Here is a 25,183-nt window from a genome sequence, read left to right as displayed (position 1 = left end):
CGGTCGCCGTGGGTGGCGAGGTAGACGATCGGATGGTGTAGCCCGTTGAGCAGAGCGCTCAGGTCTGCTCGATCGCCCTCGCGTCCGGCGAGTGCTCCGGTCGGTCGGGCGGTCGGGGCGGTGCGGGAGGATCGGGCCCCCGTGGTGGCAGATCACCGGCCGCGCGGCGGTGGTGCTCTGCCGGAGGTTGGCCATGTCCTGGACGGCCTGCAGGATCCAGGCGCGGACCGCGGTGGGCCGGTCCATGGCGTGCAGGACCGAGGTGGGGATGTCGCCTTCGGCGAGCTGGTGCAGGAGGGCCAGGGGGACGTGCTTGCGGGTGCTCCTCCAGGTCTTCTTGCCGTGCCAGGCGATGAGGACGGTGCGTGCGTAGAGCACGACGGCTTCGCGGGCGAGTGCCTCGCGGTAGGAGGTGGTCTCCCAGGCGACCATGCGAGAGCGGGATGCGGGCGGTGCGGATCGGGGCGACAAGGTAGCGGGCCCAGCGGATCCGGTCCATGAGGGCGCCGTCGTCGGGCAGGACGTGGCGGCGGGCGGCCTCGAAGAAGACCGCGGAGATGGCGGGGAGGACGGCGTGTAGGGCGCGAGCCCAGGGGTCGTCGCCGGGGGTAACGGCCCAGTTAGCGGCGACGGTGCCAGCGGTGATGCACCAGGCCGTCGAGCGCAGGAACAGGGACGGGCGGAGCGAGTCGAGGAGCAGCAGGGCCGGGATGGCGAGGTCGAGCCCGAGGGGCAGGACGATGCCGGGCGTGAAGAAGTGGAGTTCGGCCCAACGGGAGAGGTTGGAGAAGGAGCTGAAGAAGCCGATACCGGCGACCGCGGTGCCGAGGGCGACGGCGATGAAGTACCGGACGTTGAGGCGGCGGAGGCGGAGTTTCACTGGTCGTCTCCGTCTTCGTAGCGGCCGGTGCCGATCGAGCTGGTGAGGTGGGGGGCGAGCAGGACGAGGAGCGAGGCGCCGGTGGGCGCGCTGAGCAGGAGGAGTGTGGTCATCGGTTCTCCTGGCGGGGGCAGGCGTGTGCCGGGCCGCTGCCTCGGCGGACGCGCCCCGCGTAGTTGTGGTGGTCGGTGAGTAGGGCGGTGGTGGTGCAGCCGCAGGGACTGACGGCGACGAGGGTGGACAGCAGCACGCGGAGGGTGTGGGCGTTCATGACGGGGGTTCCGCCGGGCAGGTGTGCGGGGGTCGACCTCGGTGATGATGCGGCCGGCCTTGGTGGGGTCGTCGGTGAGCCAGGCCCGGGTGATGCAGGTGCAGTCACGGGCGATGGCGATGACGACGCCGATGCTGGGGGTGAGGAGCTGCTCGGCGAACTCGGCGATGGCGTCGAGGTGCCCGGCCGCGGTGGTGGTGGTGATGCCGCGCCTGGTGACGGATTGGCAGGCGTTGGGGGTGATGCCGAGGACGTGGCTGAGCAGGACGGGCAGGACGTTGGGCATGGCGGACCTCCCTGGGACGGGCGTTTTCCCTGGTGGGCGGGGGTGCTGCCTGATCGTTTTCAGCGGGGGCCTTGCGGACAGCAGCGCCTAATGGGTTATTGTGCAGACAGCATAAGCAAAGTGTTCAGACACTTTCAAGCCTGGAGGAGCCAGATGACCAACCACGTGCTCACGTGGGAGCATGAGCGCATGCCGAGACCAGCGACCGGAGAGACGCCCCGCCGCGGGCCCTTCCGCATCGAGGACTCGGTCTGGAAGCCCGCCGTCGAACGGGCCACCGGCGATGGCCTGACGATGACCGACGTCGTCAAGGCGCACCTCGCCCTCTACGGACGCGAACTCCCCGAGGGCGCTCCCGAGGCAGACCCCTGGACCGTGATCAACTTCGTGGTCCAGCACACCGGCCTGCAGCTGCGGCCCGGCCTGGACCTCGACGCCGCGGCCGACGCCTGCGCCGAGTTCCTCCGAGCGCTCGGCGTCCGCGCAACGGTCGACGAGGCCGGCAAGTCCTCGTAGCGCTCCCGCGCCTTCTCCCCCATCTGCACAGCAGCAGGAGCTTCTCTTTCCGCCCCGCGATCACCAGGGGTTTCTCAGCATGCCCGCATTCCTCCGCCCCATCGGCGCTGCCTGATGGGCTACGAACTTCGCCGCTGGCTGGCGGACCGGCTCCCCCCGGAGACGTCCTCCGGCGAGCGCCTTCTCGCGCTCGAGATCGCCGACCTGGCGAACGACCACACCCGGCGCGCGTTCGGCGTCGAGACCCTGTCCAAGCTCGTGCACCGCACGGGGTTCGCGGACATGAAGCAGGTCGGCAAGGTGCTCGGCAAGCTCGCGGCCCGCGGGATCGAGCTGCGCGCTCCGATCCTCGGCAAGGACGGCCAGGCCGTACGCGACAAGGCCGGCCGCCTGCTGTTCGCCGCAAAGGGTCACGGTCTTGAGTTCGTCGTGCCGACGGCGGAGTCTTGCCCTGCCCTCGTTAGGTCCCCTGCCTGGGGAAGCTTCGAAGGTCCCCGAACCGGGGGAGCTGACGAAAGGTCCCCCGACTGGGGGGGCTTTGGCGAGCAGAGGGATTCTTCTGACCTCGATAGCTCCCCTGTCGAGGGGAGCTATGACGGGGAAGGTCCCCCTGCGGGGGATCAAAGGTCCCCCGCAGGGTCCCAAAGCTCCCCCGCCTGGTCCTCAAAGGTCCCCCGTCAAGGGGACCCTTCTCCTCAGTCTCCTCAGGTCACCTCATCTCTCTCGCGAGACACTCACGTCCCGCACGAGGAGGCCGAGAGAGACGATCTTGAGGACCGACCCCTCAGCCCAGACCGGCTCACCACACGGCTCATGTCCGAGCACAGCGGCACCGCCGAGGAGGTGACTGCGGTCCTGGCCCTCGCCCGGCGCGACGGCATCCGCAATCTCGTCGCCTGGATGAGCACCCCTGCAGGGCAGGAGGACTTCCCCCGCCGCCTCGCCGAGCTGCGTGCCCGGCCTCTCGTCCGCGAGCGGCCTTCATGCGGACACCGTGACTCCGTCGATCCGGTTGGCGGAGGCTGCCTGCTCTGCGGGATCAAGACCGCCAGGGCGCAGCCCAGCCCCTCCGTCGCCGCCGATCACGATGCCGACGACGCTGCGGGCCGGGCGCTCCTGGAGCAGTACTTGGCCCGGGGCCGCACAGAGCGGGAGCGCAAGAACCAGCAGAGCAGCGCCCGCACGCGCAGGCCCTCAGCCCTTGGCGAGGTCCTCGCTTTCTCCCCTGAGGTCTGGCAGGAACGCGAGGCCTCCCTCGCCGCCGAGGACGGGTGCCGCCCGCTCCCCTACACCGATCCCGCCGCCCAGTGCGAAGGTCAGGAGACCGCGTGAAGGGAGTCCAGTGCCCAGCTCAGGCCTTCACCCAGTAGCCGCAGCCCTCGGAGGTGAACCCTCCATCGCTGGCCAGGACCGTCACCGTCACCCCGCCCGGCGCGTTCGTCACGAAGTCGTTCGCCAGCCGACCGCCACTCGAGGTCGACCGCTCCCAGTAGCAGTCCGAAGCCTTGCCGACGGTCCGGTAGGTGCCGGGCCGGATCGTGGTGCGGAAGCTCCCGATCTCGTCGTCAGGCTGCTCTGCGGTGACCTCGTACTGGCCGTCGTCGAAGCCGCCAAGTGCCTTCATCAGCATCTTGCTGTACTTCGGGCACAGCACCTCGACCGCGGTTTGGCCCAGGCCATCGGGCGGGTCTTCGATCCAGCCTTCGAGGGTCGGCCGCCTGGAGTCGAGGTCGGATTCGCCTTCGGTAAGCGCGCTGTCGACATAGCGCGGCTGGCCGCAAACCTCCCGGCCTTCGTTGGCGAGGCTGAGGTCTCCGACGGGACCGTCCGTACCGAGGTATGCCTCGTAGATCTCGTCGTCACCGGCGGCTCGCACGGCATCGACGAACGCTCTTTCCTTTTCAGGGAGGGTAACTGGCTCGCTAGCGGGGTCGAGGAGCGCGTCCAGCTCACGCGTGGGGCTGGGTGGGGTGGTGGGGGTGTCGCTCGTCGCGGAGGCTTGGTAGAAGATCGCGCCGATCCCGACTATGCCGAGCAGGGCAACGCCGACGATGGCCGGGAGGGCGGTCGGCCGGCGTTGACGTGGCTTGGTGGGGTGCTGCTGGGGGCTCTCCTGCACGAGCTGCTCCTGGCCGCCGGGCGGGTCGGCTGGGGGGCATCTGGACCCGCGCTGTGGCTGCATCTTGGCAGGGGCTGGCAGGCTACGTCTTGCGGATCAACCGTGCATGCACGATCGTGCTGGCCGGAATGTGGCTCTGGAGAGGGTTTGGCCTGGTCACCACGCGTGCATGTACGGCGTGTTTGGGACGCATGGCCCTACCAGGACAGGCAGGCGCCTTCGGTGAGAATCTCCCAGGGAGTAGAGTTCCCGGCAGACGCGGCGAGCCTCTCGGGCCACGAGGAGTCCCTGGTGAAGGGGCCTGGCTCGCCGCGTCTTTCCCGGATTTCCGGCGGATCTCCGAATCCTGACGGCATGCCCTACTATGCACCGCAGCTGAAAATCTGTCTAGGGACAGATCCGGCTACTTCTGGTGAAACGAGCGATACATGCCGACACGTAACATGAGACGGAGACGCCTCGGCAAAGCCCTTGAGGAGCTCCGACAAGCGACCGGACGAACTCCCGAGGACGTGGCCGAGGCCTGCGGCTGGCACCCCAAGAAGATCATCCGCTGGGAGGCCGGCGACGTCATCAAGCCGATGCTCAGCGGGGCAAGCGGCGGCATCCTGGACCTGCTCGATGAGCTCGGTGTTCACGACCAGGCCGAGCGGGACCGCATCGCCCAGCTCGTCGCCGACGCCCGCCAGCCCGACTGGTGGGACCGCGACGAATACCAGCCAGCCCTGACACCCGGCTTCATCACCCATTTGCGAAGCGAAGACGAGGCCGCAGAGATCCGCACATGGGAGCCCCGGCTCATCCCCGGCCTCCTGCAATGCCGTTCATATATGGAAGCCCAGATTGATGTCTACGAGGACACTGCGCCCGAGAAACGGGAAGCTCTCATCGCGCTCCGCCTTGAACGCCAGCGTCGCCTATTGCGCGGAGAGCACAAGCTAGAGAGCCTGTGGGCGATCATTGACGAGGCTGCGATCAGGCGTCTTGTCGGCGGAGTCCCCGTGATGAGGGAGCAGATAGCCCACCTGATCGAATGCTCTTGGCTCCCTAACGTGCAAGTTCTGGTGAGCCCGTTCAAGTCGGGGGCGATGCGCGCCTCGGAGCCGTTTACGATCTTCTCATCTCGCGTTCCGACCGATCCCGAGACTGTCAATGTCGAACTTCTCACGCAGACCAATGCCTGGTTCGATGATCCACAGCAAGTAGCCTCTTACTCTAATCTCTTCATCGCTACCACGAGGGCTGCGCTTGATCGGGAAAAGACAAGAGAACTACTCAAAGGATGGATGGGTGAGCTAGGGGGATGAGCGCAATTTTCACTGGATGGCGGAAGGCTTCCGCGAGCGGCGAAGGCAATTGCGTTGAGGTCGGGGCGATCGTCGATGCCCCTCGCAGGGCCCGCGACGTGCTGATCCGCGATTCGAAGAACCCAAGCGGCGGGAAGCTCTGTGTTGCTCCCGCCGCCTGGGGTCGCTTCTTGGGCAGCCTCAGGACTTGATGGCCACTGCGCCGAGCACCGGGAGGCTCCGCTCCTCCACCGCCGGCGCGTGGTCGGGCCGCCAGTGCTGAGGCGGCACCAGGCCAGGGTCTAGTACCTCCAGGCCGTCGAGGAAGCCGCGGATCTCCCCTCCGGTCCGCGGCCAAATCCCCCCAGCGAACGTCCCGGCGAAGACCGCGTTGAGCCCGTCCAGGAGCTCCGGGTCAAGGCCGTCGAGGCAGGCATGCGCGAGGACGAGGGAGCTTCCTGAGGGCACGGCGTCCATGTAGGCCTTCGTCGCCTGCAGGGGCTCGTCTCCGGGCACGTAGTGCCAGAGGTTGGACGCCAGGACGCATACGGGCCGGGTGAGGTCGAGGATCCGCTGAGCCTCCGGTGAGCCGAGGATGACGTCGACGTCGCGGCTGTCGGCCTCCAGGTAGGCGGTGGTGGCGCTGTTGAACAGGGCGCCGCCGACAGCGCGGATCTCAGGGTCCGCATCGGTGTGCAGCCACTGCCCGGGGAACAGGTCGTGAAGGTTCTTGCCCTCCTTCAGCGGCTTGCCCGCGCCCAGGTTCAAGAACTGGTCGACGCCGGTCTGACTGACGATGTGGCTGACAGACCTGAACGGGAACTCCTCGTCATCGGGCGCCGCGCCGGGGACTTTGGGCCAGCGCCGTGCGAACTCGGCGACGGTCTGGTGGTCTCGGCTGCGGTTGCGGCCGCCGCGGGCTGCGTCGGTCATGCCGGCGACGCTGTTGAGGCTGGTGTCGATTTCGTGCGGGGGGTACGGGTCGTCCATGCAGTGACCCTAGGCAAGGTGAGCCAAGTCACACAATGCTGGCCCCTGTGTTGTCCGTGTTGTCCGATTCCCCGGGGACGAGTGGGGACGGAGTGGGGACGAAAGACGTCGGGAATCCGACAGGAATGCAACAGGAATCCGCAAAGGATGGCATGAGAAAGCCCCCGGGGCCGTAGCGTTTCCGCTGGTCACGGCCCTCGGGGGCTTCTTTACCTCAGGTGGAGATGAGGGGATTCGAACCCCTGACCCCTTCGATGCGAACGAAGTGCGCTACCGGACTGCGCTACATCCCCTAGGAACGGGTTAACCTTAGCAAACATCCGGAGTGGTTGGCGCATCGGGCGTTGGCCGTGGGGTGGGGCGGTTCTGGTGGGGGTGGGGGCGGGGGTCAGGTTTCGTCCTCCAGTTCGGTGGCTTCCAGTTCGGTGTAGTCCGGGTGGGGGTCGACGGTGTGGTTGGCGCGGCGGGCGAGGTTGAGGACGAGATCCTTGATGTTGGCCAGGGGGATGCCGCTGCCCAGGCCGGTCGCGTCGCCCATGACGACGTCGGGGACGGGGATGTCCGCCAAGAGCGCCAGGACGCGTTCGAGCTGGACGTGCTCCTTGCCGAACAGTTCGATGAGCCGGCGCTGCTCGTCGTGGGAGACGCGGTTCTCCTCGTCGCGCAGGCGGAGCTTCTGGGCCTCGATGTCCACGATGATGCGCTCGTTGTCGCGGCGGAGGTTGAGCAGCTCGGTCAGGGCCTCCTCCTTGCGCCGCTTCTCGGCGACCAGGGCGATCTCCCGGCGCATCCTGTTGACCTCGGGTTCGTCGCACTCGAACTCCTCGAGCGTCGTCTCCAGCGCGATCACCCCGGTCGGGCCGAGCGCCTGGCGGACGTGGTCCTTCAGTTCGAGGCCCACCTCGTTGTAGCGGGTGATGAACTCCTGGATCCGGTACGTGGCCGCGATCCCGCGGAAGTAGCCGACGACCGCGGCGCCCAGCTCCTTCTCCACGAACTGCTGGACGGGGATCCGGCCGGCGGCGGCGCGCGCGCTGGCCCCGCCGCCCAGGTCCCCGAAGCGGCGGACGAGCCGGGGCGCCGCCTCGGGCGGGATGCGCAGCGTCTGCTTGAGGCTCATCCGGACCGTGTGGCCCTGGACGTCCAGGACGATCTGGTCGAGCGAGGCGTCCAGGTTGTCGGCGGACCTCCGCTCGGCCGTCCACTGCAGCACCAGCACCCGCGAAGGGATCTTCACCACGTGCGCGAACCACGGATTGATCGCGTAGGTGCCCCCTTCGTCCAGCGTCTCGCTCTGGACGCCGACCTGGCCGCCGCCCTCCAGGAACCGCCAGGGGAGCTGGAAGCCCCAGTGCCCGCCGACGCCGCGCCCCGTCTCGTTCCAGTCGCCGGGCGGGCGCTGCCCCAGGCGGGTGATCACCACCCCGGTCTCGCCGACCTTGACGTCGACCTCGCGCAGGTCGGCGGCGACGATGCCCTCCCGCTCCTCGCCGCCGAGCGTTTCGACGGTGAGGACATCGAAGATGAACGGGTTGATGGCGTAGTGGCCGCTGGTGAGCACCTCGAGCTGCGGCCCGCGCTGGCCGCCGCCGGCCAGGAAGCGCGCGCCGTCCTGGAAGCGGTCGCACTCGACGTACGCGGCGAGCGGCTCGTGCGGCGGACGCTGCGCCCCCGCCTTGGCGACGACGAGGCCGACGGTGCCTATGGGGACGTACGTCTGCGGAACGAACCGGACGTCGTAGAGACCCCATGGCAGCCAGGTGCGGGTGTTCTCGTTCAGGATGCCCGCCTGGGGCCCTGGACCGTCGAGGTGACTCACCCGGGGGTCGTCCCGGTTCGAGCGGATGCCGAACCGGCGGACGACGAGACCGACATGGCCGTCGGGCACCGTCCGCGTCCCCGTGACCACGGCTGCGGCGGCGAACGCGAGGACGAGCAGGGCCAGGAACACGATCACAGCGATCTCTCCCATCTGCGGAGGCGGGCGTGGACGGCCAGCACGTTCGTGGTCCAGACCCGGAACCAGCCCTGGTCCTGGCTCTGCGCCTCCTCGCGGCGCGGGCTGCGCAGGGTGGGGTAGAACGGGCCGGAGTCATCGGCTCGCCGGGCGAAGGCCGGATAGGGCGGGTAGGGGTCGTCGCCGTCGCGGCGCCAGCCCAGCGCGAGGGCGATCTTGCGAAAGTCGCGCGAGCCGCCGAGGCCTTCGGCGGCGAGGCGGGCGAGCTGCGCCCGGAATCCCCAGGCCGGCGCGGCCGCCGCCCACAGCGCGTCGAGCTCGTTGAGCAGCTCGGCGGGGACGTCCTTGGCGCCTTCCTCGCGGAGCCAGCCCTGGGTTCCCCGTCCGGCGGCCTCCAGGAGCACCTCGGTCGTCCGGCCGTCCGCCTCGGTGTGCCGGCCTTCGGCGAGGAGGCGGCGCAACTCGTCCAGCCCTTCCCCCACGGCGGGAGATTCCTGGACGGTCTCGGCCGGCGCGGTCCTGGTCGGATCGAGGGCGGTGATCATCTCCTGGACGGGCGGGGGCCAGCCCTTGGGGATGTCGGCGGCGTCCAGGAGGGCGAGCAGTTCGCCGAGCGCAGGGCGGTCGGCCGGGACCGGCGCGAGGCACGCCGCGACGATTCCGTGCAGTTCGCCGGTGAGTCCGTCCAGCCGTGGGGGTTCATTGACGATCGCGTATTGCACCGCCTCACGCGCCTCCCGTTCGAAAGGCGTCCCGCCCGTCGCGGCGAAGGTGAGCACCGAGCCCAGCGAGAAGACGTCCGAAGCATGAGTGATGTCGCGGGTGTGGCCTTTCACCTGTTCCGGTGACATATAGGCAGGCGTTCCCGGTTGTCTTCCGTCCGCCGTGAGGGTGCTCGCGTCGGTGAACCGCGCGACGCCGAAGTCGATGATGACCGCCCGGTCGGCGGCGAGCAGGATGTTCCCGGGCTTCAGGTCCCGGTGCACCAGCCGCGCCGCGTGGACGGCGGAGAGGCCCCGCACGAGGTCGGCGCCCAGCCTCCGCACGTTCCACGGGCTGAGCGGCCCGTGGTGCAGCACCGCGTCGCGCAGGGACGGCCCCTGGACGAACTGCGTGGCCATCCACGGCCGCCTGGCCCCGGGATCGGCGTCCAGCACCTCCGCCGTGTACCGCCCCCGCACCCGCCGCGCCGCCTGCACCTCACGCGCGAACCTCCGCCGGTACTGCGGATCGCCGCTCCGTTCCCCGGCGATCTGCTTGACCGCGTCCCATCCGCCCGCCGACCCGACCCGTCGGCCGAGGAAGACGACCCCCATTCCCCCCTCCCCCAACCGCCCCACCAGCCGATAAGGACCGATAACCTCCGGATCTCCCACCCACAACGGCTCCACCCCGCCTCCCCAATAACCTCAAATCCCCTCTCATCGTAAACGACCGAATCCCACCCCGATAACAAATAATCAAATCCAAAAAATACCGGAAATGCGCCATATGACATATTTCCCAGCACCAAGTCCCGCATCTTGCCGGACGACCGGCCGTCCACGTGACGAGCGGGCGGCCGCCGGCCCCGTCGGCGACTGCCCGCTCGGTTGAGCGCGGTTCGGTCAGGGCGCCCAGGTGGCGGTGTCCATGACGTCGGCCTGCATGGGGAAGACCTTGGTGGTGAGGACGGTGTGGACTTCGGGGTCGGCGTCCAGGCAGGCGTCGGCGAGGACGGTGAGGGTGTAGTCGAGGTCGGCGGCCTCGCGGAGGGTGGAGAGGACGACGCCACCGGTGGCGATGCCGGTCAGGACGAGGTGGGTGATGCCCTGGGCGCGCAGGAGGAGGTCCAGGTCGCTGCCGGAGAAGGCGCTGACGCGGCGCTTGACGACGATGGGGTCGCCGGGCTCGGGGGCGACGTCGGGATGGACGTCGCTGAGGGCGGGGTCGGGGGCGGAGGGCATGCGCTTGAGGCCGCCGAACATCCGGTTCTGCGGAGCGACCTCGGGGTAGCCGGGGCGGAAGCCGACGGTCACGTAGATGACGGGGAGCCCCGCGGCACGCGCCTTCGCGATGGCCTCCTGGAGCCGCGGCAGGTACGCCGGGTCGGGGAAGCGGGCGACGACGACGCGCTGGACGTCCATGACGAGGAGGGCCTGCTGGGCCAACGGAATACGCCTCCGACCTGGGCTGAACTATGTAATCAGTTGATGACTTGCGCACGTTAGCGCCGCCCGGGCGGGTATGTCAACGGATGATTACTTGACCGGAAAGGCTGCGGCTATGCTCATGCCCGGTCCGTCGCGCGAAAGGAGGACGTCCGATGGCCGACGCATCCGGAGCGCCCCGTAGGCGCGATGCCGCCGCCACGCGCCAGGCGCTCCTGGAGGCCGCGCGCCGCAGGTTCACGCGGCTCGGCTACGACGGGACGACGCTGCGGGAGGTCGCCGCCGACGCTGGGGTCAACCTCGCGCTCATCAAGCGCTACTTCGACTCCAAAGAGGGCCTGTTCAAGGCGGCCATCGCGAGCACGCCACGCGCGCTCGGCGGCCCGGCCGGGGTCCCCGGCGACCGTGCGCGCCTCGCCGACGCGCTGAGCCGCCAGCTCTCCGCCGACGCCTGGCCCGAGTTCGGCGAGCACCCCGTGCTGATGCTGCTGCGCGTCTCCGGCGACGAACAGGTCGACGCCCTGCGCCGCGCCGCCCTCCAGGACTTCACCCGCCAGATCCTCGACGGCTCGGGGACCGGCCCCGAGAAGGACCCGGAGAGGCTGCTTCGCGCGGAGCTCCTGGTGGCCCTCGGCGTGGGCGTCGCCGTCATACGCTCGGCCGTCGGCCTCCAGCCCTTGCGCGACGCCACGCCCGACGCCCTTCGGGGCCCGCTCCGCGACGTCATAGACGCCCTTCTCGGCCCGGAGAGCGAACCCGTCGAGGGCTAGGCGCCGGGAGCCTCCGCAAGGATGTGGTGGCGGCCGATCGGGAGCATCAGGGGCCGGCCGGAGACCGGGTCCTCGATGATGCGGCTGTCCAGGCCGAAGACCGTGCGGACGCATTCCTCGGTCAGGACCTCGTCCGGGGTGCCGGCGGAGTGGAGTCCACCGTCGGCGAGGGCGATGAGGTGGTCGGCGTAGCGGGCGGCGAGGTTGAGGTCGTGCAGGACCATGACGATCGTGGTGCCGCGGTCGCGGTTGAGGTCGGTCAGCAGGTCGAGGACCTCGACCTGGTGGCTCGCGTCGAGGAAGGTCGTCGGCTCGTCCAGGAGCAGGAGGTCGGTCTGCTGGGCGAGGGCCATGGCGATCCAGACGCGCTGGCGCTGCCCGCCGGAGAGCTCGTCGACGGCCCGGTCGGCAAGGTCGGTCGTCTGGGTGGCCTCCAAGGCGGCGGCCACGGCGACATCGTCCTTGTCGTTCCACCGGGAGAAGATCCCTTGATGGGGGTGGCGGCCGCGTCCTACGAGGTCGAGCACGGTGATGCCCTCCGGGGCCACCGGCGACTGCGGAAGGAGCCCGAGCGTACGGGCCAGTTCCTTGGCGTTCATCCGGTGCACCTCCTTGCCGTCCAGGACGACGCGGCCTTCACGGGGCGGGAGCAGCCGGGACAGCGAGCGCAGGAGCGTCGACTTCCCGCAGGCGTTCGCGCCCACGATGACGGTGATCCGGCCGGGCGGGATCGCGAGGTCGAGGGACTCCACGACGAGGCGGTCGCCGTAGCCGAGCGCGAGGTTCTCGGCGGCGAGGGTGTGGGATGTGGTCATAGCGAGCCTCCCGCCCGATGCGAACGGACGATCAGGTAGACGAGGTAGGGGGCGCCGAGGACGCCGGTGACGACGCCGACGGGGTAGCGGACGTCGAAGGCGTACTGGCCGATGAAGTCGGCGGAGAGCACGAGTAGGGCGCCGACGAGCCCTGCGGGCACCAGCAGCGAGCCGCCCGCGCCGACGAGACGGGCCGCGATGGGCCCGGAAAGGAAGGCGACGAAGGCGATGGGGCCGGACGCCGCGGTGGCGAACGCGATGAGGCAGACGGCAGCGACGATCAGGACGATCCGGGCGCGTTCGACCCGAACGCCGAGGGCCGAGGCGGTGTCGTCGCCGAGCTGCAGCGAGTTCAGGTCGCGCGCCTTCGCCAGCAGGACCGGCGCCAGGGCGAGGAGCACGACCAAGGCGGGGACGGTCTGCTCCCAGCCGACTCCGTTGAGGCTGCCGGTCAGCCAGCGGGTCGCCTCGGCGAGGTCCCATTCGGCGGCCTCGGACAGCACGTAGGAGGTGACGCTGTCGAGCATCGCGGAGATGCCGATGCCGATGAGGATCAGGCGGGTGCCGACGACCCCGTCGCGGAACGCCAGCGTGTACACGAGCAGCGCGACGACGAGGGCGGAGACGATCGCGATGACCGACACCTGGGCGCCGCCCAGCGACCACGACACGATCGCGATGGCCGCCGCCGCGCTCGCGCCGGAGCTGATGCCGATGATGTCGGGGCTGGCGAGCGGGTTGCGGAGCATCGTCTGGAAGGTCACGCCCGCGATGCCGAAGCTGAACCCGGCGACGACGGCCAGGACGCCGCGCGGCAGCCGGAGACGTCCGACGGTGAAGGTCGCGCCCGGCACCTGTTCGCCGAGGACGACCCGCCATACGTCTCCGGGCGGGTAGAACGTCCGGCCGACCATCAGCGTCACCGCGAACCCGAGGGCGACGAGGGCGGCGAGCAGGCCGATGACGGCCCGCCGCCGCGCCGCGCGCCTGCGGCGGCCTTCGGCGACGGCCTTGACGACGGCGGGCGGCGCTGCCAGGGCTGGGGCGCTCACAGCTCACGCACCTTCTGACGGCGGACGATGTGGATGAAGAACGGCGCGCCGATCAGCGCGGTGATGATGCCGACCTCGATGTCCTGCGGCCGGGCCACGACGCGGCCGACGACGTCGGCGGCGGTGAGCAGGGCGGCGCCGGTGATCGCGGAGAACGGCAGCAGCCACCGGTGGTCGACTCCGACGAGGAGCCGGCAGGCGTGCGGGACGACGAGCCCGACGAACGCGATCGGCCCTGCGACGGCCGTCGCGGACCCGCACAGCACGACCGCGCCGAGCGCGGCGCAGCCCCGGATGACGGCGACGCGTTCGCCGAGTCCCGCGGCGAGTTCGTCGCCGAGGGCCAGGGAGTTCAGGCCGCGCGCGGACAGCAGGCAGATCAGGAATCCGGCGATCAGGAACGGCAGCACCTGCCCGATCCGCTCGTAGGATCCACCGCCGACGCCGCCGATCTGCCAGAGCCGGAAGCTCTCGGCGATGTCGTTGCGGGGCAGCACGACGGCGCTGACGAGGCAGGCGAAGGCGGCCGAGGTGGCCGTCCCGGCGAGCGCGAGCTTGAGCGGAGTCGCGCCGCCCCGGCCGAGCGACCCGACGACGTAGACGAACACCGCCGACGCCCCGGCCCCGGCCATCGCGACCCAGATGTACCCGGTCGGCGAGCCGAGCCCGAAGAACGCGACGGCGACGACGACGGTGAGGGAAGCCCCCATGTTCACGCCGAGGATGCCCGGGTCGGCCAGCGGGTTGCGCGTCACGCCCTGCATGACCGCTCCCGCGAGCGCGAGCGCCGCCCCGATCAGGACCGCGAGGAGCGTCCGCGGCACCCGTTTGGCGACCGAGGCCTCCTCCAGCGTCCCGGTGGCCCCGCCGAGCCCCGCCCACACGTCGTCCCACCCGACGACCCGCGACCCGAAGGCGACCGACGCGAACATGACCGCGCCCAGCACCACGAGCCCGACCACCAGCCAGAGCACGCGCACGCGCGCCGGACGCCGCACGATGGCGGTGTCCGGCGCGCGCGATGCGTCCACCGCGGTCATTTGACCTTGTCGGCGGCGCCGGCGAGGGCCTTGACGTAGTCCTCAAGGACCCACGAGATGGAGAGGGGAGTCGGGTTGGCGGCGGTGCCGAGGGGCTCGGTGCTGGGGAGCAGGTAGGCCGAGCCGCGCTCGATGGCCGGGATCTTCGACAGGAGCGCGTCCTTCTGGAAGATGTCCAGGAGGCCGCCCTCGGCGGAGTCGTAGCCGGTGATGATGTCGACGTCGTCGAACACGTCGATCTGCTCGGCGCTGATGGTTCCGGCGAACTGGCCGTCCTTCGACGCCTCGACGATGCTGTCGGCGACCTTCAGGCCGAGGTCCTCGAAGAAGAGGGTGCGGGTGTCGGCCCTGGTGTAGAAGCCGATCTCGCTGACGTCACCCGGGTCGACATGCGTCATGAACATGATCGACTTGTCCTTGAGCTGCGGGTACTTGCCCACGACCTCGGTGATCTCGCCCTCGATCGAGGTGATGAGCTTGTCGCCCTCGGCCTCCATGCCCATCGCCTTGCTGTTCAGCTTGATGCTGTCGCGCCACGCGGTGCCCCAGGCGATCTCGGGGTAGGCGACGACGGGGGCGATGTCGCTGAGGGTGTCGTAGTCCTGCTGGGTGAGGCCCGAGTAGGCGGCGAGGATCACGTCGGGGTTCGTGTCGGCGACGGCCTCGAAGTCGATGCCGTCGGTCTCGTCGAACAGCACGGGGGTCTCGGCCTTGAGCTCGTCGAGGCGCTCCTTGACCCAGGGCAGGAGGCCGTCCTTGTCGTCGTCGCCGAAGTTCGCGGCGGCCATGCCGACCGGGACGACGCCGAGGGCCAGCGGCACCTCGTGGTTGGCCCAGTTGACGGTCGCGACGCGCTCGGGCTTCTCGGTGATCGTCGTCGTGCCGAGCGCGTGCTCGATCGTGATCGGGTAGGAGGCGGCCGCGGGGGCGGCGCTCGCGTTGTCGTCCTTGGTGTCCGAGGATCCGCCGCAACCCGCGACACCGGCCAGAAGGGCGGCCGTCACGAGGACTCGGCCGAGGGGGCGCTTCATCCGTACTCCACTTATCAGTCCACTGGGTGCCGGCCCTCGCGTGTCGCGGGACTCTTCCGCAGAGCGGTGCACCGTCGTCCCGGCAGGCCCCGAGTTAGGTAAGCCTTGCCTTGGCTGAACCCTAGGAGAAATGACCGAGTTGTCGCAATCAAGCTTATGAGACACCCGATATCGCGATCGGGACACTCCCATCGCGACGAGAACGCCGCGCCCGATGATGCCGCCCCTTCGGCTGAAGGTCCTCATAGACCACGGCCCCCAACATGACGGAGAACAGCCCGGCCACCGCCGCCAGCGCGACCGCCCCGGCGAGCCCGAACGGCGTCGCCACGACCGCCTCCAGGAAGTCGAGGATGCGAAGGCTCATCGCGCACTCTCGATCCGCGCCTGCCCCGCCAGCGCCTCGGCCAGCCCCTCGACGTCGTCCTCGATGAGCGTCATGGCCAGACCGGCGCCCAGCTCCTGCGAGCTGAGGTCGTACCGGTCGGCGCGCGTCGCCATGAACGACGCCCCCTGGGCGGTCGGCCGGATCATCCACGCGGGGTACTCGCCCCGCAGCTTCGCGAGGTCCAGCGAATCGCTCATGCACGTCCCTTTCTCAGGTCTCCGGCGTTTCGCTGACGAGCCTGGCATGCCGGGGTTACCGTCGGCTACGCAACAAGCACCCCCTGTGACGCAACCGCGCGAGCGCCGCACGCACCCCCGACGCACGCAACCCGCAACCCGCCGACGCCGACCACGCAACCGGCAGGCAACCAGCAGGCAACCAGCCGCAACCGACCGAAGGAGCCGAGGATGACGGCCGTAGGAGGCAGCGAGACATCGGGCCTGCAAAGAGCCTTCGCAGACGAGCTGACGGCGCGCAGAGAGGCCGCCGACATGTCCCGCGCCAAGCTCGCCGAGGTCCTCGGCTGCACCCGCCAGTGGCTCGACAAGGTCGAGACCCTGAAGAGCTCCGCGTCTTCGGCCCTGGCCGACGACCTCGACACCTACTTCGCGACCGGCGGCAGCTTCCGCCGCCTGTGGAACCGCTTCGACGACGCCCGCAAACAGGGCCTGATCCCCCGGGGCTATCGCCCGATCATCGACGCGGAGCAGTCCGCCAACAGGATCAGCGTGTTCGAGCCCGTTGTGATCACGGGGCTCATGCAGACGGAGGACTTGGCACGCCTCATGCACCAGTCCGCCGAGCGGCCTGAGCAGACCGACGAATTGGTCGCCATCCGCATGGAACGTCAGCGGCTGCTCGACAGGCCGGACGCACCCTGGTTCACGCTGGTCATGCGCGAGGCGGTACTGAGGGATCTGCCCAAGGCACTCAAGGAACAGCAGTGCAAACACCTGCTCGACCGCCTGGAGAATCCAAAGATATCCATCCAGATCGTGCCCAGGGAAGAGCCCGCTTTCACCGCTGCGGGGTTCCACCTCCTCTCCTTCGAGGATGAGCCTGACGTCGCCTACCTGGACGCGGCCGGAGGTCACGGCCAGATCGTCTCCGACTTCCGCGAAGTAGGTCTTCTCGCCGTACTCTTCAACCGGATCAGGGCGACCGCTCTGTCCGCGCGAGAGTCCGCGCGGCTGATCCATTTGATCTCGGAGGGCAAGTGAGCACACCCGACCCGACCCCGGCTTGGCGCAAGAGCAGCCGCAGCGACGGCTCTGGGGCTTGTGTCGAGCTGGTGGAACGCGGCTCCGCCATCGCGATCCGGGACTCCAAGAATCCTGGGAACGCGCACCTCACGTTCGGCCGTACGGCCTTGCGCGTCCTCGCGCGGGGGCTGCGCGGTGAGCGCTAGCTCGCCGTGTCCGCGCAGCGGAAGGTGCCCGGGGTGAGGCCGGTGGTGCGGCGGAAGGCGGCGCCGAAGGCGCTGGCGGAGCGGTAGCCGACCTCCTCGGCGACGACGTCGACCTCCCAACCGCGGGTGAGGAGTGCCACCGCGTGCTGGGCGCGGACCGCGGCGACCCAGCGGGCGAAACTCGTGCCGGTCTCGGTGTTGAAGGCGCGGGTGAGGGTGCGGGGGCTGACGCCGAGGTGGCGGGCCCAGTCCGTCAGGGTGCGCTGGTCTCCGGGGACTTCGCGGATCGCGTCGGCGATGGGGCGCAGGAGGTCCGACGTGGGCATCTGGAGCAGCAGCTCACGCGGCGACGGCGCGAGGACGTCGAGGACCATCGCCTCGGTCACCGCACGCGAGCGGTCCGGCAGCGACCCGTCGGCGAGGCGTTCCAGCAGGAGCCGCAGCAGCGGGGTGATCTCGACGGCGACGGGCGCGTCGGCGAGCGGCGTCATCGTGCCGAAGCCGAAGAAGTTCGCGCGGCACAGCGTTCCGGCGATCGCCGAGCCCGAGTGCAGCACCCCGGCGGGCATCCACATGCCGAGCGTCGGCGTGATCGTCCAGACCCGCTCGCCCACGACCGCGGTGGACGCGCCCCGCTCGTTCCACAGCAGCTCGTGGAACGGATGGGAGTGCTCGTTCCAGGTCGTGTCGCGGGCGATGAGCTCGCGCCAGCCCAGGATCACGAACGGGACCTCGACCGGCCCGGCCGCGAGCGCGGGCAGCGTGCGGGTCTCCCTGCTCATGACGGTCATGACAGGAAGTTAAACGACATCAGGGGCGTACCTCCACCTCAGCACCCACACCCCTCCCATCTCATTGTGAATCTGCGATGGAATGTAGTACAACTGCTATCAACGATCGAAGAGATGCGAGGCGTGATGTCCGTCGGCAGGAAGGACGAAGGAACCGTCCACAACCGGATCCCGATGCTGCGGGCCGAGCGCGGCGTCTCGCGCCGCGACCTCGCCACCGCCCTCGGCGTCCACTACCAGACCATCGGCTATCTAGAGCGCGGCGAGTACAGCCCCAGCCTTCACCTGGCCCTGCGCATCGCCGCCTACTTCGAGGTCCCCGTCGAGGTGATCTTCTCCCTCGAACCCTTCCCACGGATCGGGAGCACTTCATGACGCACGAAGAACGGCAGGCGAACCACGACCACCGAGGCCCCTCCTGGTGGCACGAGCAGAAGGCGAAGGCACGCCTTCGGCGCGCGGAGAGCATGCGCGTCCTGGACGCGGAGCTGGACCAGCGCATGCCCGCGCGGTACCGCAAGCGGCGCACGCGGCGCGCGCTGGCGGTCGCGGGCGGCGCCTGCCTGGCACTGCTCTGGGCGGACGCCGCGGCCTCCTGGGTGCTGGCCCCGAGCGACACCGCGATGATCGTCAACTTCGTCATCCTCGGCGTGCTGCTGGTGGCGGGCTTCCCGCTGGGCGGCGCGCTCATCGCGCTCACCCGCGGCATGACGTCGCGGCCCGAGCGGGAACTCGACGAACGGGAGCGGACCGCCAGGCTCCGCGCGTTCTCGACCGCGCACCGGTGCACGACCGTCGTCATGGCCGTCGCCCTCGTCGTGACGATGTTCGCCAACGAGGGACGGGACTCGCGGATCCCGGCCGCCGCGCTGTTCCTCATCCTGTTCGCCCTGCTGGGGACGCACGCCCTGCTGCCGCTCGTCGTGGCGACCTGGCAGGCCCCCGATCCCCTGGTGGACGAGGACGAGGACGGCGACGGGTTCGGCGACGGCGATGGCGACTCCCCCGACGCGCCCCCGCTTCCCGGCTGAGGCGGCCACCCGGCCGGCCCCGGCCCGGAGGGATTCAGTTGCCGACGGCCCTCGGCTGGTCGGCGAACTGGTCGAAGACCTCGACGGGCTCGGGGCGCGCGGCGAAGGGGAGGATGTCGGCGTTCGGGCGGAGTGCCGCGGCCTGGCGGGCCGCCGCCTCCGCGGCGCGGCGGGCCGCGGCGTCGGCCGCCGCGTCGGCGCGGCGCTCGGCCGCGCGGACCGCGTCGATGCGGGTGGCGGTGCGCAGGAGGGCCAGATGGGCGGCGAAGAGAAGGAACGGTGGGAGGGCGATCCACCAGGGGGCGAGGGTGAAGAGCGCGGAGAGGAGCGAGACCGCGGTGAAGAGGGTGAGGGTCGTGGTGTTGCGGCGGCGGCGGGCTATGACGGCCGAGCGGCGGGCGCGGCGGTGGCCATGGGTGAGCGGCTGACGGGCGGGGCGGCGGACGGGCTCGGGGACGTCCAGGTCGTCGTCCGGCTCCTCGGATCCGGCGGCCTCGACCGTCGGCTCCGGGGCCTGGAATCCGGGCTTCCGGCCCGTGACCTCGACGGACTCGGCCTCGCCCTGCTCGAACGGATAGTCGTCGTACTCGGCGGCCTGGGGGCGGCGGCCCAGCAGCCGGGTGAAGCCGGAGGACGCGTCGGAGTCGCGGTGCAGCCACATCGGCACGAGCACCACGGCCCAGACGGCGACGATCGCCAGGTAAAGGAGGGTGCTGCTCATCGACATCCCTCCCGGACCGGCTCTGGGCGAGCACTCCCGGGAGCGATGCGGCTCCGGGAAGTTGGCATGCTCACGTCCGTGACGGTAGGACCGGGGTCAGGTCTTGACGAGCACTGGGGGCGGTGTGTCGTGAGATCTCTCCAGTGATGACCCGTTCTTGAGCGAAGTTTTCTCGATCGTGAGGATCATCCGGGGTTTGCCGTTAGTGCCGTGCGCTCCTCGCCCGCCATCGGGCGGCCAGTCCGTCCGGTACGTCCTCAGACGTCAGGGCGTAGCAGATGTGGTCGCGCCACGCCCCGTCGATGTGCAGCTGGCGACGGCGCACCCCCTCGTCGCGGAAGCCGAGCTTCTCCACGACCCGCCGGGACGCGGCGTTCTCGGGCCGGATCGCGGCCTCCACCCGGTGCAGCCCGACGGTGAAGAAGGCGTGATCGACGGCGAGGGCGACGGCGGTCGGGGTGATGCCGCGCCCGGCGTAGGCGCGGTCGACCCAGTAGCCGACCTGGGCGCTGCGGGCCGAGCCCCACACGATCGCGCCGACCGTGATCTGCCCCACGAAGACGTCGTCGTAGGTGACGACCCAGGGCAGCGAGAGCCCGTTGCGCGCTTCCCGCCGCATCGTGTGGATCATGCTGTAGTACGGGCCGAGACCGCTGCGGAACAGCGGCGTCTCGGGGTTGGTGGGCTCCCAGGGCCGCAGCCACTCGGCGTTGCGCACCCTGACGTCCCGCCATGTCGCCGCGTCCCGCAACCGCAGGGGCCGCAACCCCACCGGCCCTTCGGTCAACGTGACCGGCCAGCCTCGCATCCGTTCCACAATCACCATGATTGCGCGGCGAAGGGCCTATCCGCCATCCGTCGGGCGCGGATGGTCTCCACCGTGGATCTGCGAGACGGCGTGGGAGAGCACCGGGCCGAGCACCGCCATGCCCTCGCGGACCCCGCCCGTCGAGCCGGGAAGGTTGACGATGAGGGTGCGCCCGGCGGTCCCCGCCAGGCCCCGGGAGAGGATCGCGGTCGCGACGGACCCGCGCTGCCGGATCGCCTCGGCGATGCCCGGGATCTCCCGTTCCAGCACCGCACGGGTCATCTCAGGCGTCTGGTCGGTCGGGGTGAGGCCGGTGCCCCCGGAGGTCACGACGACGTCGTAGGCGTCCTCGACGGCCTGCCTGAGCACCGTCAGGACGGCCTCCCCGTCGGGGACGACGCGGGGGCCCTCCACCTGGCAGCCCCACTCGCGCAGGAGTTCGGCGAGCAGCGGGCCGGAGCGGTCCTCGTAGACGCCGCCCGCCGCGCGGGTGGAGATGGTCACGGCAAGCGCGCGCACGGTCATGTGTCCTTGTCTTCGTCGGCTTCGTCGGCTTCTTCGGCTTCTTCGGCTTCGTCGGCTTCTTCGTCGGCCTCGTCGGCCGGCCGGTTCCAGGTCCCGGTCTTGCCTCCGGTCTTCTCCACGACCCGGACGTCGGTGATGACCGCGGCGGGATCGACCGCCTTGACCATATCGATCAGGGCGAGGGCCGCCACGGTGACGGAAGTGAGGGCCTCCATCTCTATGCCGGTCCTGTCCGCCGTCTTGGCGAACGCCTCGATGGCGACCCCTTCGTCGGTCACCTCCAGGTCGACCTTCACGCCGTGGATGGGGATCGGGTGGCACATCGGCACGAGGTCGGACGTCTTCTTCGCGCCCATGATCCCGGCGATGCGGGCGACGGCCAGCGCGTCGCCCTTCGGGACCGCGTTGTCGCGCAGGGCGGTGACGCATTCGGCGGACAGCCGGACGAAGCCGCGGGCCGTGGCGGTGCGGACCGTCACGTCCTTGGCCGAGACGTCGACCATGCGGGCCGCGCCAGAGGAGTCGAGATGGGAGAACTTCACGAGGGCAGCCTAAGGACTTCGATCTCGGCACCCGCAGGAAGCTCCGCCACATCGGCCGGAAGGACGATGAGGCCGGACGCGGAGGCGAGCGCCGCCGTCTGGTGCGAACCCTGCGCGGAGGCCGGCCGGACCCTGTACCTGCCGTCGGCGAACGTCAGCTCGGCGCGCAGGTACTGCTGGAGTCCTACGACCCCGGTCAACGGCGTCTCGGAGACCGCCGTCACGGACGGGAGCCCTTCGGGCGCGAGTCCCTGGAGGTAGCGCAGCGCCGGACGGACGAACACCTGGAACGACACGTAAGCGCTGACCGGGTTGCCGGGAAGGGTGAAGATGGGGACTCTCCCGTCGAGGAGGCCGAAGCCCTGCGGCTTGCCGGGCCGCATCGCGACCTTCTCGAACTCGACCTCTCCCCCTCGGGAGAGCACCTCCTTGACGACGTCGTACGCGCCCATGGACACACCGCCGGTCGTGATGACGACGTCGGCGTGCGCGAGCTGCTCGTCGAGGGTCGCCTTGACGGTGTCGGGATCGTCGCGCACGAAGGACTTCCGCACCGCGACGCCGCCCGCCTCGGTGATGGCGGCGGCCAGCATGAAGCTGTTGGAGTCCCAGATCTGGCCGTGCGCCAGCGGGGTCCCCGGGTCGCGCAGCTCGTCGCCGGTGGACATGACGACGACCCGGGGGCGGGGCCGCACCCGCAGGCGGGCGCGGCCCGCCGAGGCCGCGATGCCGATCTGGGGAGCGCCCAGCGGCGTGCCCGCCACCAGGACCACGTCGCCGCGCCGCACGTCGTCGCCCGCCCTCCGGATGCTGGTCCCGACCGGGGCGCCCCGGTCGATCCGCACCTCGCGCGCTCCGCCGTCGGTCCACTCGACCTGGACGACGGTGTCGGCGCCGTCCGGGAGCGGGGCGCCGGTCATGATGCGCGCCGCGGAACCCGGGCCGATACCCGTCGCCGCGAGGTCTCCCGCGGGAATGTCGGCGACGACGGGTAGCGTCACGGGGAGCGTGGCGAGGTCGGACGCGCACACGGCGTAACCGTCCATCGCGGAGTTGTCGAACGGGGGGAGGTCCACGGATGCGGACACTTCCTCGGCGAGCACCGTCCCGGCCGCCTCCAGCAGCGGAAGCTCCAGCGGGGGCAGGGGCGTGAGCCGGGCGACGATCGCGGCGAGGTGGTCGGAGACGCTTCTCATGCCCCCATGTATTTCACGCCGGAGGCGCTTTTCACGAAGAGCGGTCGGCCACGAACTCCTGGAGCCAGCCCAGGAAGTCGGCGCCGAGGTCCTCCCGCTCGGCCGCGAACTGCACGACCGTGCGCAGGTAGTCGAGCTTGTCGCCGGTGTCGAAGCGGTTGCCGCGGAACAGCACGCCGCGGACGCCGCCGCCGTTCTCCGAGGGCATCGTCGCGAGCGTGCGCAGTGCGTCGGTGAGCTGGATCTCACCACCGCGGCCGGGCGGGGTCTTGGCCAGGACGTCGAAGACCTCGGGGTCCAGGACGTAGCGGCCGATGACGATCCAGTTGCTCGGGGCGTCCTCGACGGAGGGCTTCTCGACCAGGTCGGTGACCTCGACGACGTCGTCCTCGACGTTGGCGGAGATGGCGGCGCAGCCGAACTTGTAGACCTGGTCGGCGGGCACCTCCATGAGGGCCACGACGCTGCCTCCGTACTGCTGGCGCACCTCGATCATGCGCTTGAGCAGCGGGTCGCTGGAGCCGATGAGGTCGTCGCCGAGCAGGACCGCGAAGGGCTCGTTGCCGACATGCTGGGCGGCGCAGTGCACGGCGTGGCCGAGGCCCTTGGGCTCGCCCTGGCGGACGTAGTGGATCTGCGCCAGCTCGGCGGACTCCTGGATGGAGGCGAGCCGCGCGGTGTCGCCCTTGTGCCGGAGGGCCTCTTCCAGCTCGTACGCGCGGTCGAAGTGGTCCTCGATGGAGCGTTTCGACCGACCGGTGATCATGAGGACGTCGGAGAGCCCTGCGGACACGGCCTCTTCGACGACGTACTGGATCGCGGGCTTGTCCACGATCGGCAGCATTTCCTTGGGCGTCGCCTTGGTCGCGGGCAAGAATCGGGTGCCGAGTCCTGCTGCGGGAACCACTGCCTTGGTTACGGGTGAGATGTCGGCCATAGGAAAAACCCTAGTCAACTGAAGGGAGTGTCGGGTGCAGGAAGACGTTAAGCCCTCGTTGCGAACCCATATACGTCATGCGAGGAGTGTCATACCCAGTCTCGAACAAGACCAGGCAAGCTCCGCGATACGCGACGTCCTCCTCACGGTCCCCGAGCTGGAGATGGCTTCGTCAATCGCAGCATATGTCTCAGTCGGTAACGAACCGGGCACGAGAAGCCTGCTGTTCGCGCTCTGGAAGCGTGGATCGTACGTACTCCTCCCTGTCGTCCGCCCTGACGGGGAATTGGACTGGGCCTCGTACGAAGGACCGGATTCACTGCGCGAGGGCCCCTACGGCCTTCTGGAGCCCACGGAGCCGGTACGTGGCGTCGACGCGATCAAGGCCACCGACGTCGTCCTCGTCCCGGCCCTCGCCGTCGACCGGCACGGCAGGAGGCTCGGCCGCGGCGGGGGGTTCTACGACCGGGCGCTGGCCCGCGTCGGCCCCGCGATCCTGACGGTCGGGGTCGTCTACGACGCCGAGTTCCTCGAAGAGGTGCCCGCCGAGCCGCACGACGTCCCGGTCCGCGCGGTCGCCACGCCATCGGGTTTCCACAGGCTGGGGACAGGGCCGGGAAACGTCGGCGCCGTCCCCTAGGGTGCGGTCCATGTGGAGGATCGCGGCGCTGCCGCCGCTGCCGGTGGAGCTCATCGACGCCCTGTTCGCCGAGGTGAGGGCGCACGCCGAGTTCGTCGTGCCGCGCACCCGTGACACCGCGGGCCTGCACGAGGCGCTCGCCGAAGCCGACGCCGTCGTCGGCGACTTCACCGGCGCGCTGGCCATGGACGCCGCCGCGGTCGCCGCCGCGCCGCGCCTGGTGTTCGTGCAGATGCCGCAGGTCGGCGTCGACAGCTGCGACCTCGACGCGCTGACCCGGGCCGGCGTCGCCGTCGCCAACACGCCGGGCGCCAACACCCGGGCCGTCGCCGAGTGGGCCGTCGGCGCGGCGTTCGCGCTCTGCCGCAGGCTCGCCTGGGCCGACCGGCGGATGCGCGAGGGCGGCTGGCCGCAGCTGGAGATCGGCGGCCGCGAACTGCACGCCCAGCGCGTCGGGATCGTCGGCCAAGGGGCCATCGGGGCCGAGGCCGCGCGGCTGTTCAGCGCGCTGGGCTGCCGGGTCTCCTACTGGAGCCGCACGCCCAAGCCGGAATCCGTCGCCGCCTACCTGCCGCTGGAAGAACTCCTCGCCGTCAGCGACATCCTCGTCGTCGCGCTGCCGCTCGCCCCCGAGACCGCCGGGCTCCTCGGCCCCCGCGAACTCGCGCTGCTGCCACCGGGCGCGCTGCTGGTCAACGTCGCGCGCGGCGGCATCGTCCCCGACGCCGCGGTGCTCGCCGCGCTGGAGTCCGGCGCGCTCGGGGGCGCCGCCCTCGACGTCTTCGAGACCGAGCCGCCGCCCGCCGGCGATCCGCTGCGCGCCCAGGAGAACGTCCTGCTGTCCCCGCACGCCGCGGGCGCCAGCGGTCAGGCCCAGATCGCCATCATCGGCGAGGTCGTGGCCAACCTCACCCGGCTCGTCCGAGGAGAGCCGGTCCAGCACGTCCTGAACGGCCTCGGCCCCCGCGTCATCCGCCGCCCGGCCGCCCCCTGAACGCCACGACGTCTCATCCCTCCTGATCCGTTCGGGATA

32 protein-coding genes, 1 tRNA gene and 1 pseudogene are annotated in these 25,183 nt (G+C 70.3%); 11 read left to right on the top strand and 23 right to left on the bottom strand.

What is annotated here, in order from left to right:
* From EDD29_RS47535 to EDD29_RS45150, 3 genes and pseudogenes are all read right to left on the bottom strand, one after another.
* Positions 1 to 432: hypothetical protein (locus tag EDD29_RS47535; RefSeq protein ID WP_246053343.1), on the bottom strand; the 432-nt coding region annotated here is incomplete at its 3' end.
* 31 nt (positions 433 to 463) lie between these two features.
* Positions 464 to 880 (bottom strand): annotated as a pseudogene (locus tag EDD29_RS48280) (DUF2637 domain-containing protein); the annotation flags it as partial.
* Complete coding sequence (locus EDD29_RS45150; RefSeq protein WP_148086312.1) at positions 877 to 1,437, bottom strand: hypothetical protein; 561 nt, start codon at positions 1,435 to 1,437, stop codon at positions 877 to 879. The gene EDD29_RS45150 and the pseudogene EDD29_RS48280, both read right to left, overlap by 4 nt.
* 189 nt (positions 1,438 to 1,626) lie before the next feature.
* Here EDD29_RS45150 and EDD29_RS44820 point away from each other — a divergent pair, with 189 nt between their 5' ends.
* Entirely contained in the window at positions 1,627 to 1,953 is a 327-nt protein-coding gene (locus EDD29_RS44820) for a hypothetical protein (RefSeq protein WP_148085817.1), read from the top strand.
* Positions 1,954 to 2,013: 60 nt separating this feature from the next.
* Here the strand turns inward: EDD29_RS44820 and EDD29_RS45145 are convergent, their stop codons facing one another.
* The gene (locus EDD29_RS45145) at positions 2,014 to 2,367 is read right to left on the bottom strand and encodes a hypothetical protein (RefSeq protein WP_148085816.1); all 354 of its coding nucleotides are present in this window, start codon (positions 2,365 to 2,367) and stop codon (positions 2,014 to 2,016) included.
* 399 nt (positions 2,368 to 2,766) lie between these two features.
* On the opposite strand from EDD29_RS45145, the gene EDD29_RS45140 reads away from it, so the two are divergent.
* A complete protein-coding gene (locus EDD29_RS45140; protein WP_148085815.1) occupies positions 2,767 to 3,285 on the top strand; it encodes a hypothetical protein in 519 nt (172 codons plus the stop codon).
* Positions 3,286 to 3,304: 19 nt separating this feature from the next.
* Here the strand turns inward: EDD29_RS45140 and EDD29_RS44810 are convergent, their stop codons facing one another.
* Positions 3,305 to 4,072 (bottom strand): Rv1352/Rv1906c domain-containing protein, encoded by a 768-nt coding sequence (locus tag EDD29_RS44810; protein WP_123661551.1) that lies wholly within the window; start codon positions 4,070 to 4,072, stop codon positions 3,305 to 3,307.
* A 428-nt stretch (positions 4,073 to 4,500) separates the two neighbouring features.
* Here EDD29_RS44810 and EDD29_RS44805 point away from each other — a divergent pair, with 428 nt between their 5' ends.
* Both EDD29_RS44805 and EDD29_RS44800 read left to right on the top strand, forming a co-directional pair.
* The gene (locus tag EDD29_RS44805; protein WP_123661550.1) at positions 4,501 to 5,379 is read left to right on the top strand and encodes a helix-turn-helix domain-containing protein; all 879 of its coding nucleotides are present in this window, start codon (positions 4,501 to 4,503) and stop codon (positions 5,377 to 5,379) included.
* The gene (locus EDD29_RS44800) at positions 5,376 to 5,570 is read left to right on the top strand and encodes a DUF397 domain-containing protein (RefSeq protein ID WP_123661549.1); all 195 of its coding nucleotides are present in this window, start codon (positions 5,376 to 5,378) and stop codon (positions 5,568 to 5,570) included. The genes EDD29_RS44805 and EDD29_RS44800 overlap by 4 nt, the downstream gene beginning before the upstream one ends.
* On the opposite strand, the gene EDD29_RS44795 is transcribed toward EDD29_RS44800, so the two are convergent.
* The 5 genes from EDD29_RS44795 to EDD29_RS44775 all read right to left on the bottom strand — a co-directional run bounded on the left by EDD29_RS44795 (position 5,560) and on the right by EDD29_RS44775 (position 10,455).
* Complete coding sequence (locus EDD29_RS44795; protein ID WP_123661548.1) at positions 5,560 to 6,348, bottom strand: SAM-dependent methyltransferase; 789 nt, start codon at positions 6,346 to 6,348, stop codon at positions 5,560 to 5,562. The genes EDD29_RS44800 and EDD29_RS44795 overlap by 11 nt on opposite strands.
* A 219-nt stretch (positions 6,349 to 6,567) precedes the next feature.
* Positions 6,568 to 6,641: transfer RNA gene (locus tag EDD29_RS44790), tRNA-Ala, on the bottom strand.
* 95 nt (positions 6,642 to 6,736) lie between these two features.
* On the bottom strand, positions 6,737 to 8,320 hold the full coding sequence (locus tag EDD29_RS44785) for an SPFH domain-containing protein (RefSeq protein WP_123670178.1): 1,584 nt from the start codon (positions 8,318 to 8,320) through the stop codon (positions 6,737 to 6,739).
* Positions 8,302 to 9,645, bottom strand: a complete 1,344-nt coding sequence (locus EDD29_RS44780) for a protein kinase domain-containing protein (RefSeq protein WP_281281011.1) — start codon at positions 9,643 to 9,645, stop codon at positions 8,302 to 8,304. Before EDD29_RS44780 ends, EDD29_RS44785 begins: the two co-directional genes overlap by 19 nt.
* Positions 9,646 to 9,912: 267 nt before the next feature.
* Complete coding sequence (locus EDD29_RS44775) at positions 9,913 to 10,455, bottom strand: cysteine hydrolase family protein (RefSeq protein ID WP_123670176.1); 543 nt, start codon at positions 10,453 to 10,455, stop codon at positions 9,913 to 9,915.
* A gap of 155 nt (positions 10,456 to 10,610) precedes the next feature.
* Between EDD29_RS44775 and EDD29_RS44770 the strand changes: the two genes are divergently transcribed.
* Positions 10,611 to 11,225 carry a TetR/AcrR family transcriptional regulator gene (locus EDD29_RS44770; RefSeq protein WP_123670175.1) on the top strand — a complete coding sequence of 205 codons (615 nt, stop codon included), beginning with the start codon at positions 10,611 to 10,613 and terminating at the stop codon, positions 11,223 to 11,225.
* On the opposite strand, the gene EDD29_RS44765 is transcribed toward EDD29_RS44770, so the two are convergent.
* The 6 genes from EDD29_RS44765 to EDD29_RS44740 all read right to left on the bottom strand — a co-directional run bounded on the left by EDD29_RS44765 (position 11,222) and on the right by EDD29_RS44740 (position 15,748).
* Positions 11,222 to 12,040, bottom strand: coding sequence for an ABC transporter ATP-binding protein (locus EDD29_RS44765; RefSeq protein ID WP_123670174.1), 819 nt, complete (start codon positions 12,038 to 12,040; stop codon positions 11,222 to 11,224). The genes EDD29_RS44770 and EDD29_RS44765 overlap by 4 nt on opposite strands.
* Entirely contained in the window at positions 12,037 to 13,092 is a 1,056-nt protein-coding gene (locus EDD29_RS44760) for a FecCD family ABC transporter permease (protein WP_123670173.1), read from the bottom strand. The genes EDD29_RS44765 and EDD29_RS44760 overlap by 4 nt, the downstream gene beginning before the upstream one ends.
* Positions 13,089 to 14,132 (bottom strand): FecCD family ABC transporter permease, encoded by a 1,044-nt coding sequence (locus EDD29_RS44755; protein WP_123670172.1) that lies wholly within the window; start codon positions 14,130 to 14,132, stop codon positions 13,089 to 13,091. Before EDD29_RS44755 ends, EDD29_RS44760 begins: the two co-directional genes overlap by 4 nt.
* Positions 14,129 to 15,163, bottom strand: a complete 1,035-nt coding sequence (locus tag EDD29_RS44750) for an iron-siderophore ABC transporter substrate-binding protein (RefSeq protein WP_123670171.1) — start codon at positions 15,161 to 15,163, stop codon at positions 14,129 to 14,131. Before EDD29_RS44750 ends, EDD29_RS44755 begins: the two co-directional genes overlap by 4 nt.
* Positions 15,164 to 15,317: 154 nt before the next feature.
* Positions 15,318 to 15,530, bottom strand: a complete 213-nt coding sequence (locus EDD29_RS44745; protein ID WP_123670170.1) for a hypothetical protein — start codon at positions 15,528 to 15,530, stop codon at positions 15,318 to 15,320.
* Positions 15,527 to 15,748, bottom strand: coding sequence for a hypothetical protein (locus EDD29_RS44740; RefSeq protein WP_123670169.1), 222 nt, complete (start codon positions 15,746 to 15,748; stop codon positions 15,527 to 15,529). The genes EDD29_RS44745 and EDD29_RS44740 overlap by 4 nt, the downstream gene beginning before the upstream one ends.
* A 210-nt stretch (positions 15,749 to 15,958) precedes the next feature.
* On the opposite strand from EDD29_RS44740, the gene EDD29_RS44735 reads away from it, so the two are divergent.
* Both EDD29_RS44735 and EDD29_RS44730 read left to right on the top strand, forming a co-directional pair.
* Entirely contained in the window at positions 15,959 to 16,771 is an 813-nt protein-coding gene (locus EDD29_RS44735) for a helix-turn-helix domain-containing protein (RefSeq protein WP_123670168.1), read from the top strand.
* A complete protein-coding gene (locus EDD29_RS44730; protein WP_123670167.1) occupies positions 16,768 to 16,959 on the top strand; it encodes a DUF397 domain-containing protein in 192 nt (63 codons plus the stop codon). Before EDD29_RS44735 ends, EDD29_RS44730 begins: the two co-directional genes overlap by 4 nt.
* Here EDD29_RS44730 and EDD29_RS44725 read toward each other — a convergent pair.
* Positions 16,956 to 17,750, bottom strand: a complete 795-nt coding sequence (locus EDD29_RS44725) for a helix-turn-helix transcriptional regulator (protein WP_211360183.1) — start codon at positions 17,748 to 17,750, stop codon at positions 16,956 to 16,958. The genes EDD29_RS44730 and EDD29_RS44725 overlap by 4 nt on opposite strands.
* Positions 17,751 to 17,864: 114 nt before the next feature.
* Here EDD29_RS44725 and EDD29_RS44720 point away from each other — a divergent pair, with 114 nt between their 5' ends.
* Entirely contained in the window at positions 17,865 to 18,125 is a 261-nt protein-coding gene (locus EDD29_RS44720) for a helix-turn-helix transcriptional regulator (RefSeq protein WP_123670166.1), read from the top strand.
* Complete coding sequence (locus EDD29_RS44715) at positions 18,122 to 18,781, top strand: hypothetical protein (RefSeq protein ID WP_123670165.1); 660 nt, start codon at positions 18,122 to 18,124, stop codon at positions 18,779 to 18,781. Before EDD29_RS44720 ends, EDD29_RS44715 begins: the two co-directional genes overlap by 4 nt.
* A 34-nt stretch (positions 18,782 to 18,815) precedes the next feature.
* On the opposite strand, the gene sepX is transcribed toward EDD29_RS44715, so the two are convergent.
* The 6 genes from sepX to galU all read right to left on the bottom strand — a co-directional run bounded on the left by sepX (position 18,816) and on the right by galU (position 23,510).
* A complete protein-coding gene (sepX, locus tag EDD29_RS44710; protein ID WP_123671081.1) occupies positions 18,816 to 19,502 on the bottom strand; it encodes a divisome protein SepX/GlpR in 687 nt (228 codons plus the stop codon).
* A gap of 202 nt (positions 19,503 to 19,704) precedes the next feature.
* On the bottom strand, positions 19,705 to 20,310 hold the full coding sequence (locus EDD29_RS44705; protein WP_211360434.1) for a GNAT family N-acetyltransferase: 606 nt from the start codon (positions 20,308 to 20,310) through the stop codon (positions 19,705 to 19,707).
* Positions 20,311 to 20,346: 36 nt separating this feature from the next.
* The gene (locus EDD29_RS44700) at positions 20,347 to 20,835 is read right to left on the bottom strand and encodes a MogA/MoaB family molybdenum cofactor biosynthesis protein (protein ID WP_123670164.1); all 489 of its coding nucleotides are present in this window, start codon (positions 20,833 to 20,835) and stop codon (positions 20,347 to 20,349) included.
* Entirely contained in the window at positions 20,832 to 21,377 is a 546-nt protein-coding gene (gene moaC, locus EDD29_RS44695; RefSeq protein ID WP_170201825.1) for a cyclic pyranopterin monophosphate synthase MoaC, read from the bottom strand. The genes EDD29_RS44700 and moaC overlap by 4 nt, the downstream gene beginning before the upstream one ends.
* Positions 21,374 to 22,573, bottom strand: coding sequence for a molybdotransferase-like divisome protein Glp (gene glp / locus EDD29_RS44690; protein ID WP_123670163.1), 1,200 nt, complete (start codon positions 22,571 to 22,573; stop codon positions 21,374 to 21,376). The genes moaC and glp overlap by 4 nt, the downstream gene beginning before the upstream one ends.
* A gap of 31 nt (positions 22,574 to 22,604) precedes the next feature.
* Positions 22,605 to 23,510 (bottom strand): UTP--glucose-1-phosphate uridylyltransferase GalU, encoded by a 906-nt coding sequence (galU, locus tag EDD29_RS44685; protein ID WP_123670162.1) that lies wholly within the window; start codon positions 23,508 to 23,510, stop codon positions 22,605 to 22,607.
* A gap of 34 nt (positions 23,511 to 23,544) precedes the next feature.
* On the opposite strand from galU, the gene EDD29_RS44680 reads away from it, so the two are divergent.
* Complete coding sequence (locus EDD29_RS44680) at positions 23,545 to 24,150, top strand: 5-formyltetrahydrofolate cyclo-ligase (protein WP_123670161.1); 606 nt, start codon at positions 23,545 to 23,547, stop codon at positions 24,148 to 24,150.
* 10 nt (positions 24,151 to 24,160) lie between these two features.
* The gene (locus EDD29_RS44675) at positions 24,161 to 25,144 is read left to right on the top strand and encodes an NAD(P)-dependent oxidoreductase (protein WP_123671078.1); all 984 of its coding nucleotides are present in this window, start codon (positions 24,161 to 24,163) and stop codon (positions 25,142 to 25,144) included.
* Positions 25,145 to 25,183: the final 39 nt, after the last annotated feature.

It is taken from the genome of Actinocorallia herbida, from assembly GCF_003751225.1.
Classification (GTDB): domain Bacteria; phylum Actinomycetota; class Actinomycetes; order Streptosporangiales; family Streptosporangiaceae; genus Actinocorallia; species Actinocorallia herbida.
Note: the sequence above shows the minus strand (reverse complement) of the source record. Positions and strands in the feature narration are given on the sequence as shown.

Coding starts and splice junctions, on each gene's coding strand:
- EDD29_RS45150 (WP_148086312.1), bottom strand. CDS start 1,437: ATGCCCAACGTCCTGCCCGTCCTGCTCAGCCACGTCCTCGGCATCACC.
- EDD29_RS44820 (WP_148085817.1), top strand. CDS start 1,627: ATGCCGAGACCAGCGACCGGAGAGACGCCCCGCCGCGGGCCCTTCCGC.
- EDD29_RS45140 (WP_148085815.1), top strand. CDS start 2,767: ATGTCCGAGCACAGCGGCACCGCCGAGGAGGTGACTGCGGTCCTGGCC.
- EDD29_RS44805 (WP_123661550.1), top strand. CDS start 4,501: ATGCCGACACGTAACATGAGACGGAGACGCCTCGGCAAAGCCCTTGAG.
- EDD29_RS44800 (WP_123661549.1), top strand. CDS start 5,376: ATGAGCGCAATTTTCACTGGATGGCGGAAGGCTTCCGCGAGCGGCGAA.
- EDD29_RS44795 (WP_123661548.1), bottom strand. CDS start 6,348: ATGGACGACCCGTACCCCCCGCACGAAATCGACACCAGCCTCAACAGC.
- EDD29_RS44785 (WP_123670178.1), bottom strand. CDS start 8,320: ATGGGAGAGATCGCTGTGATCGTGTTCCTGGCCCTGCTCGTCCTCGCG.
- EDD29_RS44770 (WP_123670175.1), top strand. CDS start 10,611: ATGGCCGACGCATCCGGAGCGCCCCGTAGGCGCGATGCCGCCGCCACG.
- EDD29_RS44765 (WP_123670174.1), bottom strand. CDS start 12,040: ATGACCACATCCCACACCCTCGCCGCCGAGAACCTCGCGCTCGGCTAC.
- EDD29_RS44755 (WP_123670172.1), bottom strand. CDS start 14,132: ATGACCGCGGTGGACGCATCGCGCGCGCCGGACACCGCCATCGTGCGG.
- EDD29_RS44750 (WP_123670171.1), bottom strand. CDS start 15,163: ATGAAGCGCCCCCTCGGCCGAGTCCTCGTGACGGCCGCCCTTCTGGCC.
- EDD29_RS44745 (WP_123670170.1), bottom strand. CDS start 15,530: ATGAGCCTTCGCATCCTCGACTTCCTGGAGGCGGTCGTGGCGACGCCG.
- EDD29_RS44740 (WP_123670169.1), bottom strand. CDS start 15,748: ATGAGCGATTCGCTGGACCTCGCGAAGCTGCGGGGCGAGTACCCCGCG.
- EDD29_RS44735 (WP_123670168.1), top strand. CDS start 15,959: ATGACGGCCGTAGGAGGCAGCGAGACATCGGGCCTGCAAAGAGCCTTC.
- EDD29_RS44725 (WP_211360183.1), bottom strand. CDS start 17,750: ATGACCGTCATGAGCAGGGAGACCCGCACGCTGCCCGCGCTCGCGGCC.
- EDD29_RS44720 (WP_123670166.1), top strand. CDS start 17,865: ATGCGAGGCGTGATGTCCGTCGGCAGGAAGGACGAAGGAACCGTCCAC.
- EDD29_RS44715 (WP_123670165.1), top strand. CDS start 18,122: ATGACGCACGAAGAACGGCAGGCGAACCACGACCACCGAGGCCCCTCC.
- sepX (WP_123671081.1), bottom strand. CDS start 19,502: ATGAGCAGCACCCTCCTTTACCTGGCGATCGTCGCCGTCTGGGCCGTG.
- EDD29_RS44705 (WP_211360434.1), bottom strand. CDS start 20,310: ATGCGAGGCTGGCCGGTCACGTTGACCGAAGGGCCGGTGGGGTTGCGG.
- EDD29_RS44700 (WP_123670164.1), bottom strand. CDS start 20,835: ATGACCGTGCGCGCGCTTGCCGTGACCATCTCCACCCGCGCGGCGGGC.
- glp (WP_123670163.1), bottom strand. CDS start 22,573: ATGAGAAGCGTCTCCGACCACCTCGCCGCGATCGTCGCCCGGCTCACG.
- galU (WP_123670162.1), bottom strand. CDS start 23,510: ATGGCCGACATCTCACCCGTAACCAAGGCAGTGGTTCCCGCAGCAGGA.
- EDD29_RS44675 (WP_123671078.1), top strand. CDS start 24,161: ATGTGGAGGATCGCGGCGCTGCCGCCGCTGCCGGTGGAGCTCATCGAC.